Annotated in this window: 21 protein-coding genes and 1 tRNA gene; 6 read left to right on the plus strand and 16 right to left on the minus strand. The window is 65.2% G+C overall.

What is annotated here, in order from left to right:
- The 10 genes from ACP26O_RS11590 to ACP26O_RS11635 form a co-directional block, all read right to left on the minus strand.
- Positions 1-603 carry an NADH-quinone oxidoreductase subunit C gene (locus ACP26O_RS11590; protein WP_006750458.1) on the minus strand — a complete coding sequence of 201 codons (603 nt, stop codon included), beginning with the start codon at positions 601-603 and terminating at the stop codon, positions 1-3.
- A gap of 21 nt (positions 604-624) precedes the next feature.
- Positions 625-1,104, minus strand: a complete 480-nt coding sequence (locus ACP26O_RS11595) for a NuoB/complex I 20 kDa subunit family protein (protein ID WP_006398799.1) — start codon at positions 1,102-1,104, stop codon at positions 625-627.
- Between the two features lie 63 nt (positions 1,105-1,167).
- Entirely contained in the window at positions 1,168-1,527 is a 360-nt protein-coding gene (locus ACP26O_RS11600; RefSeq protein WP_006398798.1) for an NADH-quinone oxidoreductase subunit A, read from the minus strand.
- A 154-nt stretch (positions 1,528-1,681) separates the two neighbouring features.
- A tRNA-Leu gene (locus ACP26O_RS11605) sits at positions 1,682-1,766 on the minus strand.
- Between the two features lie 110 nt (positions 1,767-1,876).
- Entirely contained in the window at positions 1,877-2,254 is a 378-nt protein-coding gene (gene secG / locus ACP26O_RS11610; RefSeq protein ID WP_105830698.1) for a preprotein translocase subunit SecG, read from the minus strand.
- Between the two features lie 72 nt (positions 2,255-2,326).
- Positions 2,327-3,082, minus strand: a complete 756-nt coding sequence (gene tpiA / locus ACP26O_RS11615) for a triose-phosphate isomerase (RefSeq protein WP_011657484.1) — start codon at positions 3,080-3,082, stop codon at positions 2,327-2,329.
- 141 nt (positions 3,083-3,223) lie between these two features.
- Positions 3,224-4,243 carry an NAD(P)H-quinone oxidoreductase gene (locus ACP26O_RS11620; RefSeq protein ID WP_011657485.1) on the minus strand — a complete coding sequence of 340 codons (1,020 nt, stop codon included), beginning with the start codon at positions 4,241-4,243 and terminating at the stop codon, positions 3,224-3,226.
- Between the two features lie 143 nt (positions 4,244-4,386).
- Positions 4,387-6,531, minus strand: coding sequence for a polyribonucleotide nucleotidyltransferase (pnp, locus tag ACP26O_RS11625; protein WP_011657486.1), 2,145 nt, complete (start codon positions 6,529-6,531; stop codon positions 4,387-4,389).
- A gap of 291 nt (positions 6,532-6,822) precedes the next feature.
- Positions 6,823-7,092: a 30S ribosomal protein S15 gene (gene rpsO / locus ACP26O_RS11630; protein ID WP_006398792.1), complete on the minus strand. Its 270-nt coding sequence runs from the start codon at positions 7,090-7,092 to the stop codon at positions 6,823-6,825.
- Positions 7,093-7,208: 116 nt separating this feature from the next.
- Entirely contained in the window at positions 7,209-8,468 is a 1,260-nt protein-coding gene (locus tag ACP26O_RS11635) for a branched-chain amino acid ABC transporter substrate-binding protein (protein WP_175664985.1), read from the minus strand.
- 190 nt (positions 8,469-8,658) lie between these two features.
- Between ACP26O_RS11635 and ACP26O_RS11640 the strand changes: the two genes are divergently transcribed.
- From ACP26O_RS11640 to ACP26O_RS11650, 3 genes are all read left to right on the plus strand, one after another.
- Positions 8,659-9,171 (plus strand): hypothetical protein, encoded by a 513-nt coding sequence (locus ACP26O_RS11640; RefSeq protein WP_011657488.1) that lies wholly within the window; start codon positions 8,659-8,661, stop codon positions 9,169-9,171.
- 393 nt (positions 9,172-9,564) lie between these two features.
- Positions 9,565-10,206, plus strand: a complete 642-nt coding sequence (locus ACP26O_RS11645; protein ID WP_175664986.1) for a carbonic anhydrase — start codon at positions 9,565-9,567, stop codon at positions 10,204-10,206.
- Positions 10,207-10,243: 37 nt separating this feature from the next.
- A complete protein-coding gene (locus ACP26O_RS11650; protein WP_175660178.1) occupies positions 10,244-11,794 on the plus strand; it encodes a SulP family inorganic anion transporter in 1,551 nt (516 codons plus the stop codon).
- A gap of 71 nt (positions 11,795-11,865) precedes the next feature.
- On the opposite strand, the gene ACP26O_RS11655 is transcribed toward ACP26O_RS11650, so the two are convergent.
- The 6 genes from ACP26O_RS11655 to ACP26O_RS11680 form a co-directional block, all read right to left on the minus strand.
- Positions 11,866-13,410 (minus strand): 2-isopropylmalate synthase, encoded by a 1,545-nt coding sequence (locus tag ACP26O_RS11655; protein WP_105830704.1) that lies wholly within the window; start codon positions 13,408-13,410, stop codon positions 11,866-11,868.
- A 319-nt stretch (positions 13,411-13,729) separates the two neighbouring features.
- Positions 13,730-14,599: a CDP-diacylglycerol--serine O-phosphatidyltransferase gene (gene pssA / locus ACP26O_RS11660; RefSeq protein ID WP_006750448.1), complete on the minus strand. Its 870-nt coding sequence runs from the start codon at positions 14,597-14,599 to the stop codon at positions 13,730-13,732.
- 15 nt (positions 14,600-14,614) lie between these two features.
- On the minus strand, positions 14,615-15,259 hold the full coding sequence (locus ACP26O_RS11665; RefSeq protein ID WP_006750447.1) for a phosphatidylserine decarboxylase: 645 nt from the start codon (positions 15,257-15,259) through the stop codon (positions 14,615-14,617).
- Between the two features lie 127 nt (positions 15,260-15,386).
- Positions 15,387-16,403 carry a ketol-acid reductoisomerase gene (ilvC, locus tag ACP26O_RS11670; protein ID WP_006750446.1) on the minus strand — a complete coding sequence of 339 codons (1,017 nt, stop codon included), beginning with the start codon at positions 16,401-16,403 and terminating at the stop codon, positions 15,387-15,389.
- A gap of 96 nt (positions 16,404-16,499) precedes the next feature.
- The gene (gene ilvN, locus ACP26O_RS11675; RefSeq protein ID WP_006750445.1) at positions 16,500-16,991 is read right to left on the minus strand and encodes an acetolactate synthase small subunit; all 492 of its coding nucleotides are present in this window, start codon (positions 16,989-16,991) and stop codon (positions 16,500-16,502) included.
- A 112-nt stretch (positions 16,992-17,103) separates the two neighbouring features.
- Positions 17,104-18,867: an acetolactate synthase 3 catalytic subunit gene (locus tag ACP26O_RS11680; protein ID WP_175664987.1), complete on the minus strand. Its 1,764-nt coding sequence runs from the start codon at positions 18,865-18,867 to the stop codon at positions 17,104-17,106.
- A 354-nt stretch (positions 18,868-19,221) separates the two neighbouring features.
- Here ACP26O_RS11680 and ACP26O_RS11685 point away from each other — a divergent pair, with 354 nt between their 5' ends.
- From ACP26O_RS11685 to ACP26O_RS11695, 3 genes are read left to right on the plus strand one after another with little or no spacing between them, the layout of a single operon-like run.
- Positions 19,222-19,785 (plus strand): RNA polymerase sigma factor, encoded by a 564-nt coding sequence (locus ACP26O_RS11685; protein WP_011657493.1) that lies wholly within the window; start codon positions 19,222-19,224, stop codon positions 19,783-19,785.
- Positions 19,782-20,222: a DUF3619 family protein gene (locus ACP26O_RS11690; RefSeq protein WP_126228231.1), complete on the plus strand. Its 441-nt coding sequence runs from the start codon at positions 19,782-19,784 to the stop codon at positions 20,220-20,222. Before ACP26O_RS11685 ends, ACP26O_RS11690 begins: the two co-directional genes overlap by 4 nt.
- A 26-nt stretch (positions 20,223-20,248) precedes the next feature.
- Positions 20,249-21,013, plus strand: a complete 765-nt coding sequence (locus ACP26O_RS11695; protein WP_105830706.1) for a DUF3106 domain-containing protein — start codon at positions 20,249-20,251, stop codon at positions 21,011-21,013.

The raw sequence follows: 21,013 nt of genomic DNA on the forward strand, positions 1-21,013 counted from the left end.
TTAATGTTTCAGACCGCCATAGCGATCCTCGCGGATCACGCGCGGCGTGATTTCGCGCGGCTCGATCGTCACCGGCTGGTACACGACCCGCTTCTCTTCCGGGTCGTAACGCATTTCGACATAGCCCGACACCGGGAAGTCCTTGCGGAACGGGTGGCCGATGAAGCCGTAGTCGGTGAGGATGCGGCGCAGGTCGGGGTGTCCCTCGAACACGAGGCCGTACAGGTCGAACGCTTCGCGCTCGTACCAGTTTGCGGAGGTCCAGATGTCGACGAGCGACGCGACGATCGGCAGATCGTCGTCCGGCGCGAACACGCGCAGGCGCAGGCGCCAGTTGTTCGTGACCGACAGCAGCTGCGACACGGCCGCGAAACGCGGGCCGTCGTACGCACCGTCGCCGTAAGTCTGGTAGTCGACGCCGCAGAGGTCGATCAGCTGCTCGAAACGGAGCTTCGGATCGTCGCGCAGCGTCTTTGCGACTTCGAGGTAATCGCTCGCCTTCACGACGAGCGTCAGTTCACCGATCGCTTCGGTGAGGCTCACCACGCGCGCGCCGAGCGCGGCTTCGAGGTTTGCCTTCAGGATCTCGATTTTGCTTGCCATATTGAGGGGACGCTCGGGGCTTTATTGACGGGCGATGGTGTTGGTGCGGCGGATCTTCGCCTGAAGCTGGATCACGCCGTAGACCAGCGCCTCGGCCGTGGGCGGGCAGCCCGGCACGTAGACGTCGACCGGCACGATCCGGTCGCAACCGCGGACCACCGAGTACGAGTAGTGGTAGTAGCCACCGCCGTTCGCGCACGACCCCATCGAGATCACCCAGCGCGGCTCGGCCATCTGGTCGTACACGCGGCGCAGTGCGGGCGCCATCTTGTTGCACAGCGTGCCGGCGACGATCATCACGTCCGACTGACGCGGGCTCGGACGGAACACGACCCCGAACCGGTCCAGATCGTAACGGGCCGCGCCCGCATGCATCATCTCGACGGCGCAACATGCGAGCCCGAACGTCATCGGCCACAGCGAGCCGGTACGCGTCCAGTTGATCAGCTTGTCAGCCGTCGTGGTGACAAACCCTTCCTTCAAGACCCCTTCGATACTCATTTGCTTTCCACTCCAGACGAGCGACCCAGCGTGGCCGCCCATGCAAACCGGCGATTAACCCCATCACTCCCAGTCGAGACCGCCTTTCTTCCAGATATAGGCAAAGCCCAGCAGGAATTCGAGCAGAAAAATCATCATTGCGATGAAACCGGGCCAGCCGATGTCCCGCAGCGCGACGCCCCACGGAAACAGGAACGCGGTTTCGAGATCGAAGATGATGAACAGGATGGCGACGAGGTAGTACCGGACGTCGAATTTCATCCGGGCGTCTTCAAAGGCTTCGAAGCCGCACTCGTATGGTGCGTTCTTCTCGACGTCCGGCTTGTTGGGACCAAGGAGCTTGCCGATGCTGACCAGCGCTATACCTAAACCAGTGCCCACGAGGAGGAACAACAAGACGGGGTAATAGGCTGCGAGGTTCAAGGCAATCCTCTATCGGTTGGTTCTGAGCGTCCGGAGAATACCACTTCCGGCGGAAGGAATCATTTCGGAGTGCGTGCGATCACAAGACAATCGCAAGACATACCCCACAAATGAAAAATGCCAGCCACTAGAAGCGGCTGGCATTGAGTAACTTTGGTGCCGACGGCGAGACTCGAACTCGCACAGCTTTCGCCACTACCCCCTCAAGATAGCGTGTCTACCAATTTCACCACGTCGGCACTGCATGCAACTCGGGTTGTGCTGCTTGTTCCCGCGAATCGCTTCAAGAATTAAATTCTAACCCGAGTTCCAGATTTGTTCAACGCACAACCGCAAAAAATTTGGCTTTTTATTTCGGGACATCCTGGCCCGGCGCGCTCGCGGCCGAAGCCGCTGCAGCGGACGCCGCGACGGCCGGTGCCGACGCTGCGGGCACCGATGCCGGTGCGGTCGCAGCCGCGCCCAGCACGCCTGCCGACGGCGTCGACTTGTACGAGCCGAGGTACGTCAGCGCGAGCGTCGCGACAAAGAAGATCGTAGCCAGCACGCCCGTCGTGCGCGACAGGAAGTTCGCCGAGCCCGTCGCACCGAACAGGCTGCCCGACGCGCCGCTGCCGAATGCGGCGCCCATGTCGGCACCCTTGCCGTGCTGCAGCAGCACGAGCCCAATCACACCGAGTGCAGACAGCACCTGCACGACAATAATCAGCGTCTTGAATAACAGCATCACACCCACCCGATTGGATCAGGCGACCGGACCAACCGGCCGCCATCATGTTTCAATTCGACCCCGGACCGCTCAACGTGCGGCCCGGCAGATCGCCAGGAAATCTTGCGCCTTCAGCGACGCGCCGCCGATCAGGCCGCCGTCGATGTCCGGCTGCGCGAACAGCTCTTCCGCGTTGTCCGGCTTCACGCTGCCGCCGTACAGCACCGACACGTGCGCCGCACCCTTCGCCGCGAGACGCGCACGCAGGAACGCGTGCACATCCTGCGCCTGCGCCGACGTCGCGCTCTTGCCGGTGCCGATTGCCCACACCGGCTCGTACGCGACGACGATGCGGGCTGCTTCGTCAGCCGTCAGCACGGCCAGCACCGCGTCGAGCTGCGCACCGACCACCTGCTCGGTCGCGCCCGCTTCACGCTCGTCGAGCGTTTCGCCGACGCACACGACGGGCGTGAGGCCCGCCGCGAGCGCGCGCTGCGTCTTCGCCGCGACGGTCTCGTTGCGCTCGCCGTGATACGCGCGACGCTCCGAGTGACCGACGATCGCATAATGCGCACCGAACTCCGCCACCATCGCCGCAGCGACTTCGCCGGTGAACGCGCCCTGCTCGTGCGCGGACACGTCCTGCGCGCCGAACACGACACGGCCAGCGCCGAGCTGCGCCTGAACCTGCGCGAGGTACGGGAACGGCACGCACACGCCGATCGACGTTTCAGCCGCCACCGCGCCCGCGCCCTGCACCACTTCATTCAGCAACGCCTGGTTGCCGGCCAGCCGGCCGTGCATCTTCCAGTTGCCGATCACTCGCTTTGTTCGTTGTTTCGACATCGTGTCTGTCTCGTCACTATCGTGTCATTAACGTACCGGAAACCGGCCGTCAGGCTGGATCTGGCGAAGCAAACCCGCGATTTTACTGCGCGCGGCTTGAACCGGTCAAACCGCGTATGTCAAGTGCGGCCGCCGAAGGCTTCAGGCGGTCGTACCCCAATCGAGCACGATCTTGCCGATATGCTCGCCGCTCTCCATCAGCGCATGCGCCTGCGCGGCCTCGCCGGCCGGCAGCACACGGTAGATGACGGGCTTGATGCGACCGTCCGCGAGCAGCGGCCAGACACGCGCCTTCAGCTGGGCGGCGATGCGCGCCTTGAACTCGACCGGACGCGGACGCAGCGTCGAACCCGTCACCGTCAGCCGGCGACGCAGGATCTCGTTCAGGTTGACCTCGGCCTTCGCGCCGCCGAGCAGCGCGATCAGCACGAGGCGGCCGCCGTCCGCGAGCGCAGACAGCTCGCGCGGCACATACGAACCGGCCACCATGTCGAGAATCACGTCGACACCGCGATCGTGCGTCAGCGACTTCACGACTTCGACGAAGTCCTCGGTCTTGTAGTTGATCGCGCGTTCCGCCCCCAGCGCCTCGCACGCACGGCACTTGTCGGCATTGCCGGCCGTCGCGAACACGCGAAAGCCGAGCGCGTGCGCGATCTGGATCGCCGTCACGCCGATCCCGCTCGAGCCGCCCTGCACGAGCAGCGTTTCCTGCTCGCCGCCCTCGCCCGCGCCCAGCAACGCACGGTCGAACACATTGCTCCACACGGTGAAGAACGTTTCGGGCAACGACGCGGCTTCGATGTCGGTCAGCCCGTCAGGCACCGGCAGACATTGCGGCAACGGCGCGACCGCATATTCGGCGTAGCCGCCGCCCGCGAGCAGCGCGCAGACGCGGTCACCAAGCTTCAGGCCGAACGGGTTCAGCGCGGCATCCGACAGGTCGCCGCCAACGATCTCGCCCGCGACCTCGAGCCCCGGCAGATCGGAGGCGCCCGGCGGCGGCGCATAGGCGCCCTTGCGCTGGAAGACGTCCGGCCGATTCACGCCGGAAGCCGCCACCTTGATCAGCACTTCGCCGCGCTTCGGTTCGGGGCGCGGACGCTCCGCGAGCTTCAGCACGTCGGGGGCGCCGAATTCGGTGATTTCGATGGCTTTCATGGGTGGTCGCTCCAGGATCGGAATCGGGGGCGCATCCGTGCGCGGCACGGGCGCGTCGCCGGCGCTGCTGCGCCGCGCAACGATGCTACAGAAAAAACGGCCGGCGCGCTTTCGCACGGCCGGCCGTTCTCACGCCTTTGCGCTTACTGCTGCGGCGGCGTATCCGACTGCGACGCCGCTGCTTCGTTCAGCAGCGCCTTCGCCGACAGACGCACGCGACCCTTCTCGTCCGTCTGGATCACCTTGACCTTAACCTGCTGGCCTTCCTTCAGGTAGTCGTTGATGTCCTTCACGCGCTCGTTGACGATTTCCGAGATGTGCAGCAGGCCATCCTTGCCCGGCAGCAGGTTCACGATCGCACCGAAATCGAGCAGCTTGAGCACCGTGCCTTCGTACACCTGGCCGACTTCGATCTCGACCGTGATGTTCTCGATGCGCTTCTTCGCTTCGGCCATGCCTTCGCTGCTCGTGCTCGCGATCGTCACGACGCCGTCATCCGAGATGTCGATGGTCGTGCCCGTTTCTTCCGTCAGCGCGCGGATCACCGAACCACCCTTGCCGATCACGTCGCGGATCTTTTCCGGGTTGATCTTGATCGTGATCATGCGCGGCGCGAATTCCGACAGCTGCGTGTTCGCACCCGAGACCGCCGACGTCATCTTGCCGAGGATGTGCATGCGGCCTTCCTTCGCCTGCGCGAGCGCGACCTGCATGATTTCCTTCGTGATGCCCTGGATCTTGATGTCCATCTGCAGCGCCGTCACGCCTTGCTCCGTGCCGGCCACCTTGAAGTCCATGTCGCCGAGGTGATCTTCGTCGCCGAGGATGTCGGTCAGCACCGCGAACTTGTTGCCTTCGAGGATCAGGCCCATCGCGATACCCGCGACGTGCGCCTTCATCGGCACGCCGGCGTCCATCAGCGCGAGGCAGCCGCCGCACACCGACGCCATCGACGACGAACCGTTCGACTCGGTGATTTCCGACACGACGCGGATCGAGTAGCCGAATTCGTCGGCGCTCGGCAGGCACTTGACCAGCGCGCGCTTCGCGAGACGGCCGTGGCCGATTTCGCGGCGCTTCGGCGAGCCGACGCGGCCCGTTTCGCCGGTCGCGAACGGGGGCATGTTGTAGTGGAGCATGAAGCGCTCGCGGTATTCGCCTTCGAGCGCGTCGATGATCTGCTCGTCACCCTTCGTGCCGAGCGTCGCGACGACGAGCGCCTGCGTTTCGCCACGCGTGAACAGCGCCGAACCGTGGGTGCGCGGCAGCACGCCGGTGCGGATCTCGATCGGACGCACGGTGCGCGTGTCGCGACCGTCGATGCGCGGCTCGCCGTTCAGGATCTGCGAACGGACGATCTTTGCTTCGATGTCGAACAGGACGTTGCCGACGGTGGCCTTGTCGGCCGCGACCGTGCCGGCCGCCTGTGCGTCTTCCTCGAGCTTCGCCGAGGTCGCCGCGTAGACTTCCTTCAGCTTCGTCGAACGCGCTTGCTTGTCGCGCAGCTGGTAAGCGGCGAGCAGGTCGCCGTGCGCCAGTTCCGTCACGCGCGCGATCAGCGCCTCGTTCTTCGGTGCCGGCTGCCAGTCCCACTCGGGCTTGCCGCCTTCGCGCACGAGTTCGTGGATCGCGTCGATCGCCGTCTGCATCTGCTCGTGGCCGAACACGACCGCGCCCAGCATCACGTCTTCCGGCAGCTGGTCGGCTTCCGATTCGACCATCAGCACCGCGCGCTCCGTACCGGCGACGACGAGGTCGAGGCTCGATGCCTTGAGCTGGTCACGCGTCGGGTTCAGCACGTATGCGTTGTCGATGTATGCCACGCGCGCGGCACCGACCGGACCGTTGAACGGCAGGCCCGACACGGCGAGCGCGGCCGACGCGCCGATCAGCGCGGGGATGTCCGCCGGGATTTCCGGGTTCACGGACAGCACGTGGATCACGACCTGCACTTCGTTGTAGAAGCCTTCCGGGAACAGCGGACGCAGCGGACGGTCGATCAGGCGCGACGTCAGCGTCTCGTGTTCCGACGGACGGCCTTCGCGACGGAAGAAGCCGCCCGGGATCTTGCCGGCCGAGTAGGTCTTTTCGAGGTAGTCGACGGTCAGCGGGAAGAAATCCTGGCCCGGCTTCGCCGACTTCGCGCCGACGACGGTTGCCAGCACGACGGTGTCTTCCACGTCGACGATCACGGCACCGCTCGCCTGACGGGCGACTTCACCGGTTTCGAGGCGCACCTTGTGCTGGCCCCACTGGAATTCCTTCACGACCTTGTTGAACATGGACATGGTTGCTCCTTTGAATTCATTCATTTCATTCGCCGTGCGGGCCATCCCGCGCGGCGGCGTCCCGACCGAATCACCCGGAGCAAGGTGTGTTTTTTATGCCATTCCAGCGCAACGCTCGACGAGCAACGCGATGGAATGACACAAATCCCGACCCCGGTATCAGCCGTTCCGGCAGTCCGGCAAGCGCGTGCCGAACGACCTGCGGTGCGCGTGACGCTACGCACCGTGCAAAAACAAAATGCCTGCATCAGCGGACTGACACAGGCATCTTGCTGGCGGCAATCGCCTCGATTACTTACGCAGACCCAGCTTCTCGATCAGCGCGCGGTAACGGTCGGCATCCTTGCCCTTGAGGTAGTCGAGCAGCTTGCGGCGGCGGCTCACCATGCGCAGCAGGCCGCGACGGCTGTGGTGATCCTTCGCGTGGGTCTTGAAGTGACCCGTCAGTTCGACGATACGTGCGGTCAGCAGTGCGACCTGGACTTCGGGCGAGCCCGTGTCGTTGGTACCACGGGCGAACTGAGCAACGACTTCCGACTTCTTGATATCTGCAACAGACATGTGATTTCCTTTTTCCTACTTGCTAACTGAACAGGCGGACACGGAAGAATGGCCGTGCCGTGACTTACAACCGGCGGGCATTGTAACACAACTGCACGCCGTTCCATCGCCTCCTGTCACGGGCGCGTCATCGAGCAGGTCGACGGCATCGCCGTACGCTGGGCGGGCACCGCGAGGACCGTCCGGAAGCCGTAGCCCGAGCCCTCGTTGTCGAAGCGCACGCCCGGCGTACCCGCCTTGTCCATTTCCATCACGTAAAGGGGCTGGATCAACTGGTGATCCTGCGCGCGCATCGTCGACGCGTGAAAGCCGTCGTCGAACGACAGCCCCTCCAGCGCGCGCGCCACCGCGACCGGGTCGCCCGAGCCGGCCCGAGTCATCGCCGCCGCGAGCATTTCGATCATCAGGCTCATGCGCCGCACCGGATAGTCGTCCTGCGCCGCGGGGAAACGGGCCCGGAACGCGCGGTAGAACGCGTCCGACTTCGCGCCGCCGGCGTTCGGATGCCAGTCCGCGACGGCGATCACCCGCCCGACGCCGGCGTCGCCGAGCGCGGCCGGCGCGCCGAGGCTGTTGCCGTAGAACGTATAGAACTTCGCGTTCAGCCCCTGCTCGCGCGCCGCCTTCACGAGCAGCGTGAGATCGTTGCCCCAGTTGCCGGTCACGACGGCGTCCGCGCCGCTCGCGCGGATCTTCGCGATGTACGGCGAGAAATCCTTGATGCGGCCGATCGGGTGGAATTCGTCGCCGGCGATCGTCACGTCGGGGCGTCGTTCGGCCAGCGCCTGCCGCGCGAGCGTGCTGACGTCGTGACCGAAGCTGTAGTCCTGGTTCAGCAGATAGACCTTGCGCAGTGCGCGGTCGCGCGCCATCACGTCCGCCAGCGCCGCCATGCGCATCCCCGCGTGCGCATCGAAACGGAAATGCCAGAAGCTGCAGTGCGCGCCGGTCAGCGCCGGATCGTCGGCCGAATAGTTGACGAACAGCATCCGGCTGTCCGGATTGCGCGCGTTCAGCTTGTCGAGCGCCGCGACGAGCGCGGCCGCGACCGCCGAACTGTTGCCCTGCGCGACGAAGCCGATGTGCCGGTCCGCCGCCGCGCGCAACTGCACGAGCGCCTCTTCCGGGCTGCCCTTGCTGTCGAGCACGACGAGTTGGAGCGGATGCGCGCCATCGCGCAGCTTCACGCCGCCCGCCGCATTGACCTGCTCGACGCCGAAGCGGAGGTTACGCTCGACCGCCGCGCCCGCATTCGCGAACGGGCCCGACATTCCTTCGATCAGCGCGATCCGCACCGGCTCGCCTGCCGCGAACGCGGACGACGCCAGCATCCACCCCGCGCTCAATGCGAGCGCGCACCGTTTCCACTGCTGCATCGGCTACCTGCCCTTCAATCTGTCCGAGAAGCGCGGATCATAGGCCGCGGGCGCTGCCGGCCGCAAGCGCGGTGCGACACCGCGCCCCGAGCGCACACCGCCGGCGATCCGCACCGATTTTTTCGGCCCGACGCGCCGGCGCGCGCCGTCCGTGATACAACTGAACGGTCAGAGTGTTCTGGAGAATCCGATGCGCATTCGCATTCCCGTGCGCCTGCCGGTACTGGTCGCCTGCGCGGCGGCACTGCTCGCCGGCTGCGCGCAACCGTGGCAGCAATACCAGGCCGGCCAGGACGAGTCGGCGATCGTGGCGCGCATGGGCCCGCCGCGCGAAATCTACGACCTGCCGGGCGGCGGCAAGCGCCTGATGTGGCCGACCCAGCCGATGGGCGAGATCACCGTCGCGGCCGATGTCGACGCGGCCCACCGCATCATCAACGTGCGCCAGGTGTTGCAGCCGAGCGAGTTCTATCGCGCGGAAATCGGCAAGTGGACCAAGACCGACGTGCTCGTGAATTTCGGCCGCCCGGTCGAGACATCTTACTTCCCGCTGATGAAGCGCGAGGTGTGGACCTACCGCTATCTCGAAGACAACGTCTGGTACATGATGTACAGCTTCTACTTCGATCCGCAGGGCATCCTGCGCACGACGCAGAAAACACCGGATCCACTCCACGATCCCGATCGCCGCAATCTGTTCTGACCGATTACGCATTTATCTGCAATTTTCGCAATGGCCATTCACGCATTATTGCGTGAATGGCCATTTCATTTTTTCCGCTATATTCGATTAACTCCCCAATCGCGCGGCAATCCTTTCCGATTGACGGCATTCGGCAAGCAATCCCGCGCAACGCCGCCCCACAGGGGCGCCGGCCGGAAACAGGTATATACGATGCATCTGATGCGTCGCAGTGGTGCATTCAATGCACCTTGCCCGATCGAGTTGAAACAATTTGTATCAGTGGCACCCGGCGTTAGGGCATACCCCTAATATCAGTCGAAATTGAACCTTTCAGTTCAGAAAGGATCCTATTGCTCCACATCGTCCCGTCTTTGTTTGTCATTTGTTTTCCTTTATCGGAAAGGAGTCCTTATGAACCGCCCCAAGAGCATGCTGGTTGCCAACATCGCCTGGGCCCGCGAGACGCGCGATCACACGCCCGGCTTCTTCGACGCGCTTGCACGCGGCCAGAACCCGCGCGTGCTGTGGATCGGCTGCGCCGACAGCCGGGTGCCGGCTGAAACCATCACGCACAGCGTGCCGGGCGAGCTGTTCGTCCATCGCAACATCGCCAACCTGTTCCATCCCGACGATGACAATTCCGCCAGCGTGCTCGAATACGCGGTGCGCGTGCTCGAAGTCGACCACGTGATCGTGTGCGGCCACTACGGGTGCGGCGGCGTGCGCGCATCGCTGCTGCCGCCGCCCGCCGACCTGCCGCACGTCGCGCGCCGCATCGCGCCGCTTTGCGCGCTCGCGCGACGCCATCGCGACGCGCTCGACGGACTCGACGACACGGCCGCCGCCGACCGCCTGGCCGAGCTGAACGTGCTCGAACAGGTGCGGCTGCTGCGCGCGTCGCCGATCGTGCAAGGCCGGAAGCGGCCGCCGCTCGTGCATGGCTGGATCTTCTCGCTCGCCGACGGCCTGCTGAAGGAACTCGACTCCGGCTATGCGGCGCCGCCGGCCGAAGCCGAACCGGAGCATGCCGCCACGGCTGCCGCAGCCGCCTGACCCGCGCCCTTCCCCAACGCTACGAAATCGCCCAACCATGAAACTGAACGAGCGCCTGTCCACCCTGCCGCGCGACATCGTCGCCGGCATCGTCGTTTTCCTCGTCGCGCTGCCACTGTGTCTCGGCATCGCCAATGCATCCGGTGTCGAACCGTTCGCCGGGCTCGTGTCCGGCATCGTCGGCGGCCTCGTCGTCGCGCTGCTGAGCGGCTCGTCGCTGTCGGTCAGCGGGCCTGCCGCCGGCCTCGTCGTGATCGTCGTCGAAGGGATCGCGCAACTCGGCAGCTTCTCCGCGTTCCTGCTCGCGGTGCTGCTGTCCGGCGTGCTGCAGTTCGGCTTCGGCATGCTGCGTGCCGGCCGCTTCGCCGCCTATGTGCCGTCGCCGGTCATCAAGGGCATGCTCGCGGCGATCGGCCTGCTGCTGATCCTGAAGCAGATTCCGTTCGCATTCGGCCTTGGCGGCTCGGCCGCGCAATCGTTTGCATCATGGGCGAGCCTGCCGACCGCCTGGGCCGCCACGGCCATCGCGCTCGCGTCGCTCGGGTTGCTGGTCGCGTGGGATACGCCGGCGCTCAAGCGTTTTGCGTGGGTGCGCTCGGTGCCCGCGCCGCTCGCGGTCGTCGTGTTCGGCATCGGCGCCACGCTGCTGCTCGGCGCGTTCGTGCCGTCGGTCGCGCTGGGTGCCGCGCATCGCGTCACGTTGCCCGAGCTCGAATCGTTCGCGGCGCTCGCGGCATCGCTGAAGCACGCCGAGCTCGGCCCGAACTTCGCGCAGCTCGTCAATCCGGACGTATGGCGCGTCGCGATCACGCTCGCGGTCGTCGCGAGCCTCGAAACGCTGCTGAGCCTGGAGGCGGTCGAACAGATCGATCCGAAGCGCCGTCCGACCCAGCCGGACCGCGAACTGAAGGCGCAGGGCGTCGGCAATCTCGTCGCGGGCGCGGTCGGCGGGCTGCCGATCACGTCGGTGATCGTGCGCAGCTCGGTCAACGTGAACGCGGGCGCGCAGAGCCGGATGTCGGCGATCGTGCACGGGATCCTGCTGCTCGCGAGCGTGTTCGCGCTCACCGGGCTGATCAACCTGATCCCGCTCGCGAGCCTCGCGGCCATCCTGATCCACACCGGCTTCAAGCTCGCGAAACCGGCGCTGTTCCGCTCGGTGCTGAAACAGGGTCCGGCCGCGTTCGTGCCGTTCGCCGCGACGATCGCGGGTGTGCTGGCGGTCGACCTGCTGTTCGGCATCGCGGTCGGCCTCGCGTGCAGCGTGCTGGCGGTCGCGGTGGCGAACCTGAAGAGCCCCGTCACGCTCGCGCAGCACGACGATCACTTCCTGCTGTCGTTCCGCAAGGACGTGTCGTTCCTCGGCAAGGTGCAGGTCAAGCATCACCTGCGGCACATCCCGGACCGCGCGGCCGTGATCATCGACGCGACGCGCGCCGACTACATCGATCACGACGTGCTCGAACTGCTCGATGCATTCGTCGCCGATGCGCCGCGGCGCGGGATCACGGTGGAATTCCGCCGCCGCAATCCGGCGCCCCGCCCGGCCACGCGCCGCTGGCTGTTCCGCGCACCGGCCGCCGAATGAGCGGCGCATGAAAAAACGCCCCGGGCGGCGCAGGGCCGCACGGGGCGTTTAGGGCGCTCGGCGCGCAGCGCTTACGAGCGCTGCGGGTTGAGCTTGTCGTCCTTCGAGTGCAGCTTGTTCAGCGCGGCGATGTACGCCTTCGCGGAAGCCGCGACGATATCGGGGTCGGTGCCGACGCCGTTGACGATCCGGCCGCTCTTCGACAGCCGCACCGTCACTTCGCCCTGCGCCTGCGTACCGGTCGTGATCGCGTTGACCGAGTACAGCAGCAGTTCCGAACCACTGCCGACTTCGCCCTCGATCGCGTTGAACGTCGCGTCGACCGGGCCGTTGCCACGTGCCTCGCCGGTCACTTCCTTGCCATCGAGTGCGAACACGACCTTGGCCTGCGGCTGCTCACCGGTTTCCGAGCGCTGCGACAGCGACACGAACTTGTAGTGCTCCTGCTCCTGCGCGAACGCCGACTCCTCGGAGACGATCGCGATGATGTCTTCGTCGAAAATCTCCGACTTGCGGTCGGCGAGGTCCTTGAAGCGCATGAACGCGGCGTTCAGTTCGGTTTCGCTGTCGAGCGACACGCCGAGCTCCTGCAGGCGCTGCTTGAACGCATTGCGGCCCGACAGCTTGCCGAGCACGATCTTGTTCGCGGTCCAGCCCACGTCTTCCGCACGCATGATCTCGTACGTGTCGCGCGCCTTCAGCACGCCGTCCTGATGGATGCCCGACGCGTGCGCGAATGCGTTCGCGCCGACCACGGCCTTGTTCGGCTGCACGACGAAACCGGTGATCTGCGACACGAGCTTCGACGTCGGGACGATCTGCGTGGTGTCGAGGCCGACATCGAGGCCGAAGTAGTCCTTGCGGGTCTTCACGGCCATCACGATTTCCTCGAGCGACGTGTTGCCCGCGCGCTCGCCGAGACCGTTGATCGTGCACTCCACCTGCCGCGCGCCGCCGATCTTCACGCCGGCGAGCGAGTTCGCCACCGCCATGCCGAGATCGTTGTGGCAATGCACGGAGAAGATCGCCTTGTCCGAGTTCGGAATGCGTTCGCGCAGCGTCTTCACGAGGTTGCCGTAGAGTTCCGGCACGCCGTAGCCGACCGTGTCGGCGATGTTGATCGTCGTCGCCCCTTCGGCGATCACGGCTTCCAGCACGCGGCACAGGAAGTCGAGATCCGAGCGGCTGCCGTCTTCCGGCGAGAATTCGACGTTGTCGGTGAACTTGCGCGCGAAGCGCACCGCGAGGCGCGCCTGCTCGAACACCTGGTCCGGCGTCATCCGCAGCTTCTTCTCCATGTGCAGCGGCGACGTCGCGATGAACGTGTGGATCCGCGCGCTGTTGGCCGGCTTCAACGCGTCGGCCGCGCGCTGGATGTCCTTGTCGTTGGCGCGCGCCAGCGAACAGATCGTGCTGTCCTTCACGAGACCGGCGATCGTGTGGATCGCGTCGAAGTCGCCGTTCGAGCTGGCCGCGAAGCCGGCCTCGATCACGTCGACCTTCATCCGCTCGAGATGCTTCGCGATGCGGATTTTCTCTTCCTTCGTCATCGACGCGCCGGGCGATTGTTCACCGTCACGCAACGTCGTATCGAAAATGATCAGCTTGTCTGTCATGGGGGGCTCCAGGGCTCTTTATACGGGAATCAAACGTAATGAGATCGCGCCACCGCTGGCGACGCTCAACAACAGACGAGGCTTGACGGGGGGCGAGAACGGTCAGCGCGGCAGGCGCGCCAAAGCTAGCGCGCGTAGCGGCGCACCGGCTAGAAGGAGAGAGAGGCGGGAAAATGCAGTCATGCCAAAGACTATAGCGACATTCCGCAAGGCGCGCAATCGGACGGCACCCGTGAAGCCGGGCGGCGCGACGCGAAAGAGGGGCACATGAAAACGGCGGCCCCGAGGCCGCCGTTTCCGTTTCCGCGCAGGTTGTTCGTCAGTGATCGCGCTGCGACGAGCGTGCGGGATTCGCCCGCCCGCGGATGGCCATGTAGGCCCAGAACACGTAGCCGGACAGCCCGTACAGCACGAACAGGCAGAACAGCATCAGCGGCGGATCAGACGACACGAGCACGAACGCGACGACCACCAGCAGGATCGCCGCGAACGGCACGCGGTGCCGCACGTCGAGCGCCTTGCCGCTGTAGAACGGCGCGTTCGATACCATCGTCACGCCCGCGTAGATCGTCAGCACGAACGCGACCCACGGCAGCCAGCCGAGCTTCATCGGCACGCGGTTGTCGGTCGCGAGCCACACGAATCCGGCGATCAGCGCGGCGGCGGCCGGGCTCGGCAGCCCCTGGAAGAAGCGCTTGTCGACGACACCGATGTTGGTGTTGAAGCGCGCGAGGCGCAGCGCGGCGCCCGAGCAGTAGACGAACGCGGCGAGCCAGCCCCAGCGGCCGAGATCCTTCAGCACCCATTCGTACATCACGAGCGCGGGCGCGACACCGAACGACACCATGTCCGACAGGCTGTCGAACTGTTCACCGAACGCGCTTTGCGTATGCGTCATCCGTGCGACGCGCCCGTCCATCCCGTCGAGCACCATCGCGACGAAGATCGCGATCGCGGCGATCTCGAAGCGCACGTTCATCGCCTGCACGACCGCGAAGAAACCGCAGAACAGCGCGGCGGTCGTGAACGCGTTCGGCAGCAGGTAGATGCCGCGCGTCTTCAGGAACCGCTGGCGCGCGGCGCGGCGGCTTTCGGGCACCGGATCGGGCGCCATTATCTTGTTGCGGCGGAACGGGCGTGGCGTCTGGCTGGACCCGTTGCGCGGCCGGCGCGGTTTGAATGCGGCCATCGTGGGCTCCGCCGGTTACTGTTCGAGCTCGGCGAGGATCGTCGACGACGCGTAGACCTTCTCGCCGATCGAGACCTTCGCGCGGCTGCCGAGCGGCAGGTACACGTCGACGCGCGAACCGAAGCGGATGAAACCGTAGCGCTGGCCGCGCGACAGCGGCTCGCCGGCGCGCACGTAGCAGAGGATCCGGCGGGCGACGAGGCCGGCGATCTGCACGGCGGTGACGGTCTTGCCGCTCGCCGTCTGGATCACGAGCGCATTGCGCTCGTTTTCGGTCGACGCCTTGTCGATCGCCGCGTTCAGGAACGCGCCCGGGAAATACTCGACCTTGGTGACCGCGCCGTCGACCGGCGAACGCTGCGAATGGACGTTGAAGACATTCATGAACACGCTGATCTTCAGCGCTTCGCGGTTCGCGTACGGATCCTGCGTGGTCTCGACCGCGACGATGCGGCCGTCCGCCGGACACAGCACCGCGTTCGGCTGCGCCGGAATCGGGCGCTGCGGATCGCGGAAGAACTGGACGACGAAGACGAGCAGCAGCCAGAACGGCCACGCGAAGCCGAAGCCCCCGACGGCGTGGATCAACAGCGCGATGACGGCAGCAATCGCGATGAACGGCCAGCCTTCGCGCGCGATGATCGGATGAGGATAGTTCATGGATTCGTTCTGTGTTCGGTGAATTGCAAAGCCCGTAGGATAGCAAAAGCCGCCCGGGGCACTACTGCCTTCGGGCGGCTTTTTGATGCCGACCCTCCACTCGAAGGGCCGGAACGGCACGCAATGCTTAGTTCTTCGTCTGGTCGACGAGCTTGTTCTTCGCGATCCACGGCATCATCGCACGCAGCTTCGCGCCGACCTGCTCGATCTGGTGCTCGGCCGTCAGGCGGCGACGCGACTGCAGCGTCGGGGCGCCTGCCTTGTTCTCGAGGATGAAGCTCTTCGCGTACTCGCCCGTCTGGATGTCGGTCAGGCACTGCTTCATCGCCTTCTTCGTCTCTTCCGTGACGACGCGCGGGCCCGTCACGTACTCGCCGTACTCGGCGTTGTTCGAGATCGAGTAGTTCATGTTCGCGATGCCGCCTTCGTAGATCAGGTCGACGATCAGCTTCAGCTCGTGCAGGCACTCGAAGTACGCCATTTCCGGCGCATAGCCGGCTTCGACCAGCGTCTCGAAACCTGCCTTGATCAGCTCGACGGTACCGCCGCACAGCACGGCCTGCTCGCCGAACAGGTCGGTTTCGGTCTCTTCACGGAAGTTCGTCTCGATGATGCCGGCACGGCCGCCGCCGTTCGCTGCCGCGTACGACAGCGCGATGTCGCGTGCCGCGCCCGACTTGTTCTGCGCAACCGCGATCAGGTGCGGCACGCCGCCACCTTGCGAGTACGTGCCGCGCACGGTGTGGCCCGGTGCCTTCGGCGCGATCATGATCACGTCGAGGTCGGCACGCGGGATCACCTGGCCGTAGTGGACGTTGAAGCCGTGCGCGAATGCCAGCGCCGCGCCCTGCTTGATGTTCGCGTGCACTTCCTTCGCGTACACGTCGGCGATCTGCTCGTCCGGCAGCAGCATCATGACGACGTCCGCGCCCTTCACCGCTTCAGCGACTTCCTTGACCGACAGGCCTGCGTTTTCGGCCTTGCTCCACGACGCGCCGTCCTTGCGAAGGCCGACCGTCACGTTCACGCCGCTGTCCTTCAGGTTCAGTGCGTGCGCATGGCCTTGCGAGCCGTAGCCGATGATCGTGACTTGCTTGCCCTTGATGAGGGAGAGGTCGGCGTCTTTGTCGTAGAAAACGTTCATGATGGGTTCCTTCGCTAATTCAAAAATTCAACAATTCGTTCGGATTGGGTACTGCGGGCCGGGACATGACGGCGCACCCGGCGTGCCTCTTCGGCATTACACCTTCAGGATGCGCTCGCCGCGTCCGATGCCGGAGCTGCCGGTACGCACGGTCTCTAGGATCGCGCTGGCGTCCAGCCCCTGGATGAATGCGTCGAGCTTGTCGCTCGCGCCCGTCAATTCGATCGTGTAGGTCTTTTCGGTCACGTCGATGATGCGGCCGCGGAAAATGTCCGACATCCGCTTCATTTCTTCGCGCTCCTTGCCCACTGCACGTACCTTGATCAGCATCAGCTCGCGTTCGATGTGTGCACCGTCGGTCAGGTCCACCACTTTCACCACCTCGATCAGGCGGTTCAGATGCTTCGTGATCTGTTCGATCACGTCGTCCGAGCCAATGGAAACGATGGTCAGCCGCGACAGCGATTGGTCTTCGGTCGGCGCCACCGTCAAGGTTTCGATGTTGTAGCCGCGTGCGGAAAACAGACCGACCACGCGCGACAGCGCGCCCGGTTCGTTCTCCAGCAGGACGGAAATGATGTGTCTCATGTTCGCTTCTTCCAGAATGTGTCCGTGTCGATTCACTCGCGCCGCGCGCCGCCCGGTGCCGCACCGCCCTTCGTGAAGGCGGCCGCTCCGGCGCCAAGCGCGCGTCGCGCCGTTACAGATCTTCCGATCCGAGCAGCATCTCGGTGATGCCCTTGCCGGCCTGTACCATCGGCCAGACGTTTTCGGTTGGATCGGTCTGGAAATCGAGAAACACGGTGCGGTCCTTCAGGCGCAGCGCTTCCTTCAGCGCCGGCTCCACATCCGAGGTCTTTTCGATCCGCATGCCGACATGGCCGTACGCTTCGGCGAGCTTCACGAAATCGGGCAGCGCATCCATGTACGAATGCGAATAGCGCTTGCTGTATTCGATCTGCTGCCACTGGCGGACCATGCCGAGATAGCGGTTGTTCAGCGAAATGATCTTCACGGGCGTGTCGTACTGCAGGCAGGTCGACAGTTCCTGGATGCACATCTGGATCGAGCCTTCGCCCGTGATGCACAGCACGTCGTCGTCCGGGTGCGCCATCTTGACGCCCATCGCTGCCGGCAGGCCGAAGCCCATCGTGCCGAGGCCGCCGGAGTTGATCCAGCGACGCGGCTTGTTGAAACGGTAGAACTGCGCGGCCCACATCTGGTGCTGGCCGACGTCCGAGCACACGAACGCGTTGCCGTCCGTCAGCTCCCACGCCTTCTCGACCACGTACTGGGGCTTGATGATCTCGCTTTCGCGGTCGAACTTCAGGCAATCCTTCGAGCGCCAGCCCTCGATGTCCTTCCACCATTGCGCGAGCGCGTCGGTATCGGGGCCATGCTCGGCCGTCTGCAGCTGCTCGATCAGCTCCTTCAGCACTTCCTTCACGTCGCCGACGATCGGGATGTCGACCTTCACGCGCTTCGAGATCGACGACGGGTCGATGTCGATGTGGATGATCTTGCGCGGACGCGACGCGAAGTGCGCCGGGTCGCCGATCACGCGGTCGTCGAAGCGCGCGCCGATCGCGATCAGCACGTCACAGTGCTGCATCGCCATGTTCGCTTCGTAGGTGCCGTGCATGCCGAGCATGCCGAGGAATTTCTTGTCCGACGCGCGATAGCCGCCAAGGCCCATCAGCGTGTTCGTGACCGGGTAGCCGAGCAGGTCGGCGAACTGGTTCAGTTCGCGCGCCGCGTCGGCGAGGATGATGCCGCCGCCCGTGTAGATGTACGGACGCTTCGCGGACAGCAGCAACGACACGGCCTTGCGGATCTGGCCCGAATGGCCTTTCGTGACGGGGTTGTACGAGCGCAACGAGACACTCTTGACCGGCTCGTACTGGCACGGCGTCTTGGAGATGTCTTTCGGGATGTCGATCAGCACCGGGCCCGGACGGCCGGTGCGGGCGATGTAGAACGCCTTCTTGACGGTTTCCGCGAGGTCGCGCACGTCCTTCACGAGGAAGTTGTGCTTCACGCACGGACGCGTGATGCCGACGGTGTCGCACTCCTGGAACGCATCCTGGCCGATCGCGGCAGTCGGCACCTGGCCGCTGATCACGACCATCGGGATCGAATCCATGTAGGCCGTCGCGATGCCGGTCACCGCATTGGTGACACCGGGGCCGGACGTCACGAGACAGACGCCGACGTTGCCGGTGGAACGCGCATACGCATCGGCTGCGTGCACGGCCGCCTGTTCGTGGCGCACCAGCACGTGCTGAATCTTGTCCTGCTTGTAAAGCTCGTCGTAGATGTAGAGTACCGAGCCGCCGGGGTAGCCCCAGACGAATTCGACGTTCTCGTCGGCCAGTGCCTTCATGAGCACGGTGGCGCCGATGGAGTCGCTATCGGGAGGGGAAAGGGGTTCCGACGTGGAGAATTCCGCGCTGGGCATGTTCATTTTGACCTTTCGAATTTTCGGCAAAAAATTGATCGGGTGCTCTCTGCCGGGCTTGTGGCTCGGGTTCAAGCGGCGCGTCCAGTTTGAAGGGCGGGCTTCTTGGGCCAGCCTCAAATGAGACCATCACTTCATGTTGCGAATCGCTGACGATAGCCGGTCACGATTGGGCCGTCAAGCAAAATATCCCGCAGCGCATCATGGCCGCCGTCCGGCGCCCCGCGGACGCGGCTCGCGCGCAACGTGGCGCGCCGCAACCGGTGCCAAGTCGCGCGAAAATTTGTTAGCATCCGCGGGTTTTACGAAATTTTTCGACCCTTTTCACACGCCGCAGTCCGCAGCGCATACCTTTACGGAATGGCATCAGACAAGGAACTCGCCGACTTTCTGGCGGGCGTCGAAAGGCGCGCGTTCAAGCAGGCTGCCTACGCCGTGCGCGACGACGATGCGTCGCTCGACATCGTGCAGGACGCGATGATCAAGCTGGCGGAGAAATACGGCGACCGGCCGGCGGCCGAGCTGCCGCTGCTGTTCCAGCGGATCCTGCAGAACGCCATCCACGATTGGTTCCGCCGGCAGAAGGTCCGCAATACGTGGGTCACGCTCTTCTCGTCGCTCAACAATACGGACGACGACGACTTCGATCCGCTGGAAACACTCGAATCCGCGGACGACAATGCGGGTGTCGAGAGCACAGAGCACCGCCTCGAGCGGGAACAGGTTCTGGCCCTGATCGACGAAGAAATCCAGAAACTTCCGGCGCGTCAACGGGAAGCGTTCCTGATGCGTTATTGGGAAGATATGGATGTCGCCGAGACTGCCGCCGCAATGGGGTGCTCCGAAGGCAGCGTCAAGACGCACTGCTCGCGAGCCACTCATACCCTGGCACACGCGCTCAAGGCCAAAGGAATCACGCTATGAGCTCCGCTCCCGTAAATCGAGAATACGAATTCGCGCTGAAGGTCCGCCGCGCGCTGGACGAACGTGCCGCGGCGCTGCCTGCCGCGACCACCGACCGTCTGGCCGTCGCGCGCCGGGCCGCGCTCGCGCGCAAGAAGCCGGAACCCGCGAGCGCGCCGGTGTTCGTGCCCGCCTTCGCCGGTGCGGCCGGCGCATACGGCATGCCGCCCGCGAGCCATCCGCAGGCCGGCCGCCCGTCCGCGTCGCTCGCGCGCCGCCTGCTGCGCGCGTGGCCGCTCGCGCTGCTGCTGGCGGGGCTCGTCGGCATCGCCTACTGGGAAGACATGCAGCGCACCGCCGAGCTCGCCGACATCGACGCGGCGATGCTCAGCGACGACCTGCCGCTCAACGCGTATCTCGATCACGGGTTCAACGCGTATCTTTCGCACGCACGCTAACAGACAATAACGAGGGGATCGCACGGGTGAATCAGAAACGCGGCCTGGCCGTATTTTTCGGATGCGTGATCGCGATCGCCGTTTCCTACGTCGCCACCTACTCCCGATTCAACCCGCCCCCCGCGACGGTCTCCGCCGCGGCCAGCAGCGCACCCGCGCCGACCTCGGCCGCCGCCTCGCTGTCCACCGAACTCGCCCCGCTGCCCCTGCCGCTGCCGGCCGCCAACGGCCCGCTGTCGTGGGCGCGGCTGACGCCCGCACAACATGCGGCGCTCGCGCCGTTCGCCGATCAGTGGGACGGCTTCAGCGATGCGCGCAAGCGGAAATGGCTGAAGATCGCGTCGCGTTTCGCGAAGTTGACGCCGGATGAGCAAAAACACCTGCAGGACCGAATGTCCGAATGGGCGCGGATGACGCCCGAGCAGCGGCGCGTCGCACGCGAGAATTACCAGAGCGCGAAGGAGCTGTCCGCGCAGGCGCGCGAACGCGCGTGGAAGGCCTACCAGCAATTGCCTGAAGAACAGAAGCAACGGCTCGCGGCGACCGAGCGTCGCCGCCGGCCGAGCGTCGTCAGCGCGCCGCCGACCGTCGCCGACCGCGATGTGCGCCGCCTCGTCAATTCGCACGACCATCCGGCGAGCAACGTCGCCGCCGTGCCGGTGCCCGCCTCGGCCAGTGCCGGCTTGCCGCCCGCGGCGTCCTCCACGTCCGGTACCGCGCCTGCCCCCGCACCGGCCGTCGTCACGCCGGTGTCGCCGGCCGACGCGCCGTCGATGTTCAAGGGTTCCTGA

It is taken from the genome of Burkholderia sp. R-40 (genome assembly GCF_049942845.1).
Classification (GTDB): Bacteria; Pseudomonadota; Gammaproteobacteria; order Burkholderiales; family Burkholderiaceae; genus Burkholderia; species Burkholderia ambifaria.

Coding starts and splice junctions, on each gene's coding strand:
- ACP26O_RS11590 (WP_006750458.1), bottom strand. CDS start 603: ATGGCAAGCAAAATCGAGATCCTGAAGGCAAACCTCGAAGCCGCGCTC.
- ACP26O_RS11595 (WP_006398799.1), bottom strand. CDS start 1,104: ATGAGTATCGAAGGGGTCTTGAAGGAAGGGTTTGTCACCACGACGGCT.
- secG (WP_105830698.1), bottom strand. CDS start 2,254: ATGCTGTTATTCAAGACGCTGATTATTGTCGTGCAGGTGCTGTCTGCA.
- tpiA (WP_011657484.1), bottom strand. CDS start 3,082: ATGTCGAAACAACGAACAAAGCGAGTGATCGGCAACTGGAAGATGCAC.
- ACP26O_RS11620 (WP_011657485.1), bottom strand. CDS start 4,243: ATGAAAGCCATCGAAATCACCGAATTCGGCGCCCCCGACGTGCTGAAG.
- pnp (WP_011657486.1), bottom strand. CDS start 6,531: ATGTCCATGTTCAACAAGGTCGTGAAGGAATTCCAGTGGGGCCAGCAC.
- rpsO (WP_006398792.1), bottom strand. CDS start 7,092: ATGTCTGTTGCAGATATCAAGAAGTCGGAAGTCGTTGCTCAGTTCGCC.
- ACP26O_RS11635 (WP_175664985.1), bottom strand. CDS start 8,468: ATGCAGCAGTGGAAACGGTGCGCGCTCGCATTGAGCGCGGGGTGGATG.
- ACP26O_RS11640 (WP_011657488.1), top strand. CDS start 8,659: ATGCGCATTCGCATTCCCGTGCGCCTGCCGGTACTGGTCGCCTGCGCG.
- ACP26O_RS11645 (WP_175664986.1), top strand. CDS start 9,565: ATGAACCGCCCCAAGAGCATGCTGGTTGCCAACATCGCCTGGGCCCGC.
- ACP26O_RS11650 (WP_175660178.1), top strand. CDS start 10,244: ATGAAACTGAACGAGCGCCTGTCCACCCTGCCGCGCGACATCGTCGCC.
- ACP26O_RS11655 (WP_105830704.1), bottom strand. CDS start 13,410: ATGACAGACAAGCTGATCATTTTCGATACGACGTTGCGTGACGGTGAA.
- pssA (WP_006750448.1), bottom strand. CDS start 14,599: ATGGCCGCATTCAAACCGCGCCGGCCGCGCAACGGGTCCAGCCAGACG.
- ACP26O_RS11665 (WP_006750447.1), bottom strand. CDS start 15,259: ATGAACTATCCTCATCCGATCATCGCGCGCGAAGGCTGGCCGTTCATC.
- ilvC (WP_006750446.1), bottom strand. CDS start 16,403: ATGAACGTTTTCTACGACAAAGACGCCGACCTCTCCCTCATCAAGGGC.
- ilvN (WP_006750445.1), bottom strand. CDS start 16,991: ATGAGACACATCATTTCCGTCCTGCTGGAGAACGAACCGGGCGCGCTG.
- ACP26O_RS11680 (WP_175664987.1), bottom strand. CDS start 18,867: ATGAACATGCCCAGCGCGGAATTCTCCACGTCGGAACCCCTTTCCCCT.
- ACP26O_RS11685 (WP_011657493.1), top strand. CDS start 19,222: ATGGCATCAGACAAGGAACTCGCCGACTTTCTGGCGGGCGTCGAAAGG.
- ACP26O_RS11690 (WP_126228231.1), top strand. CDS start 19,782: ATGAGCTCCGCTCCCGTAAATCGAGAATACGAATTCGCGCTGAAGGTC.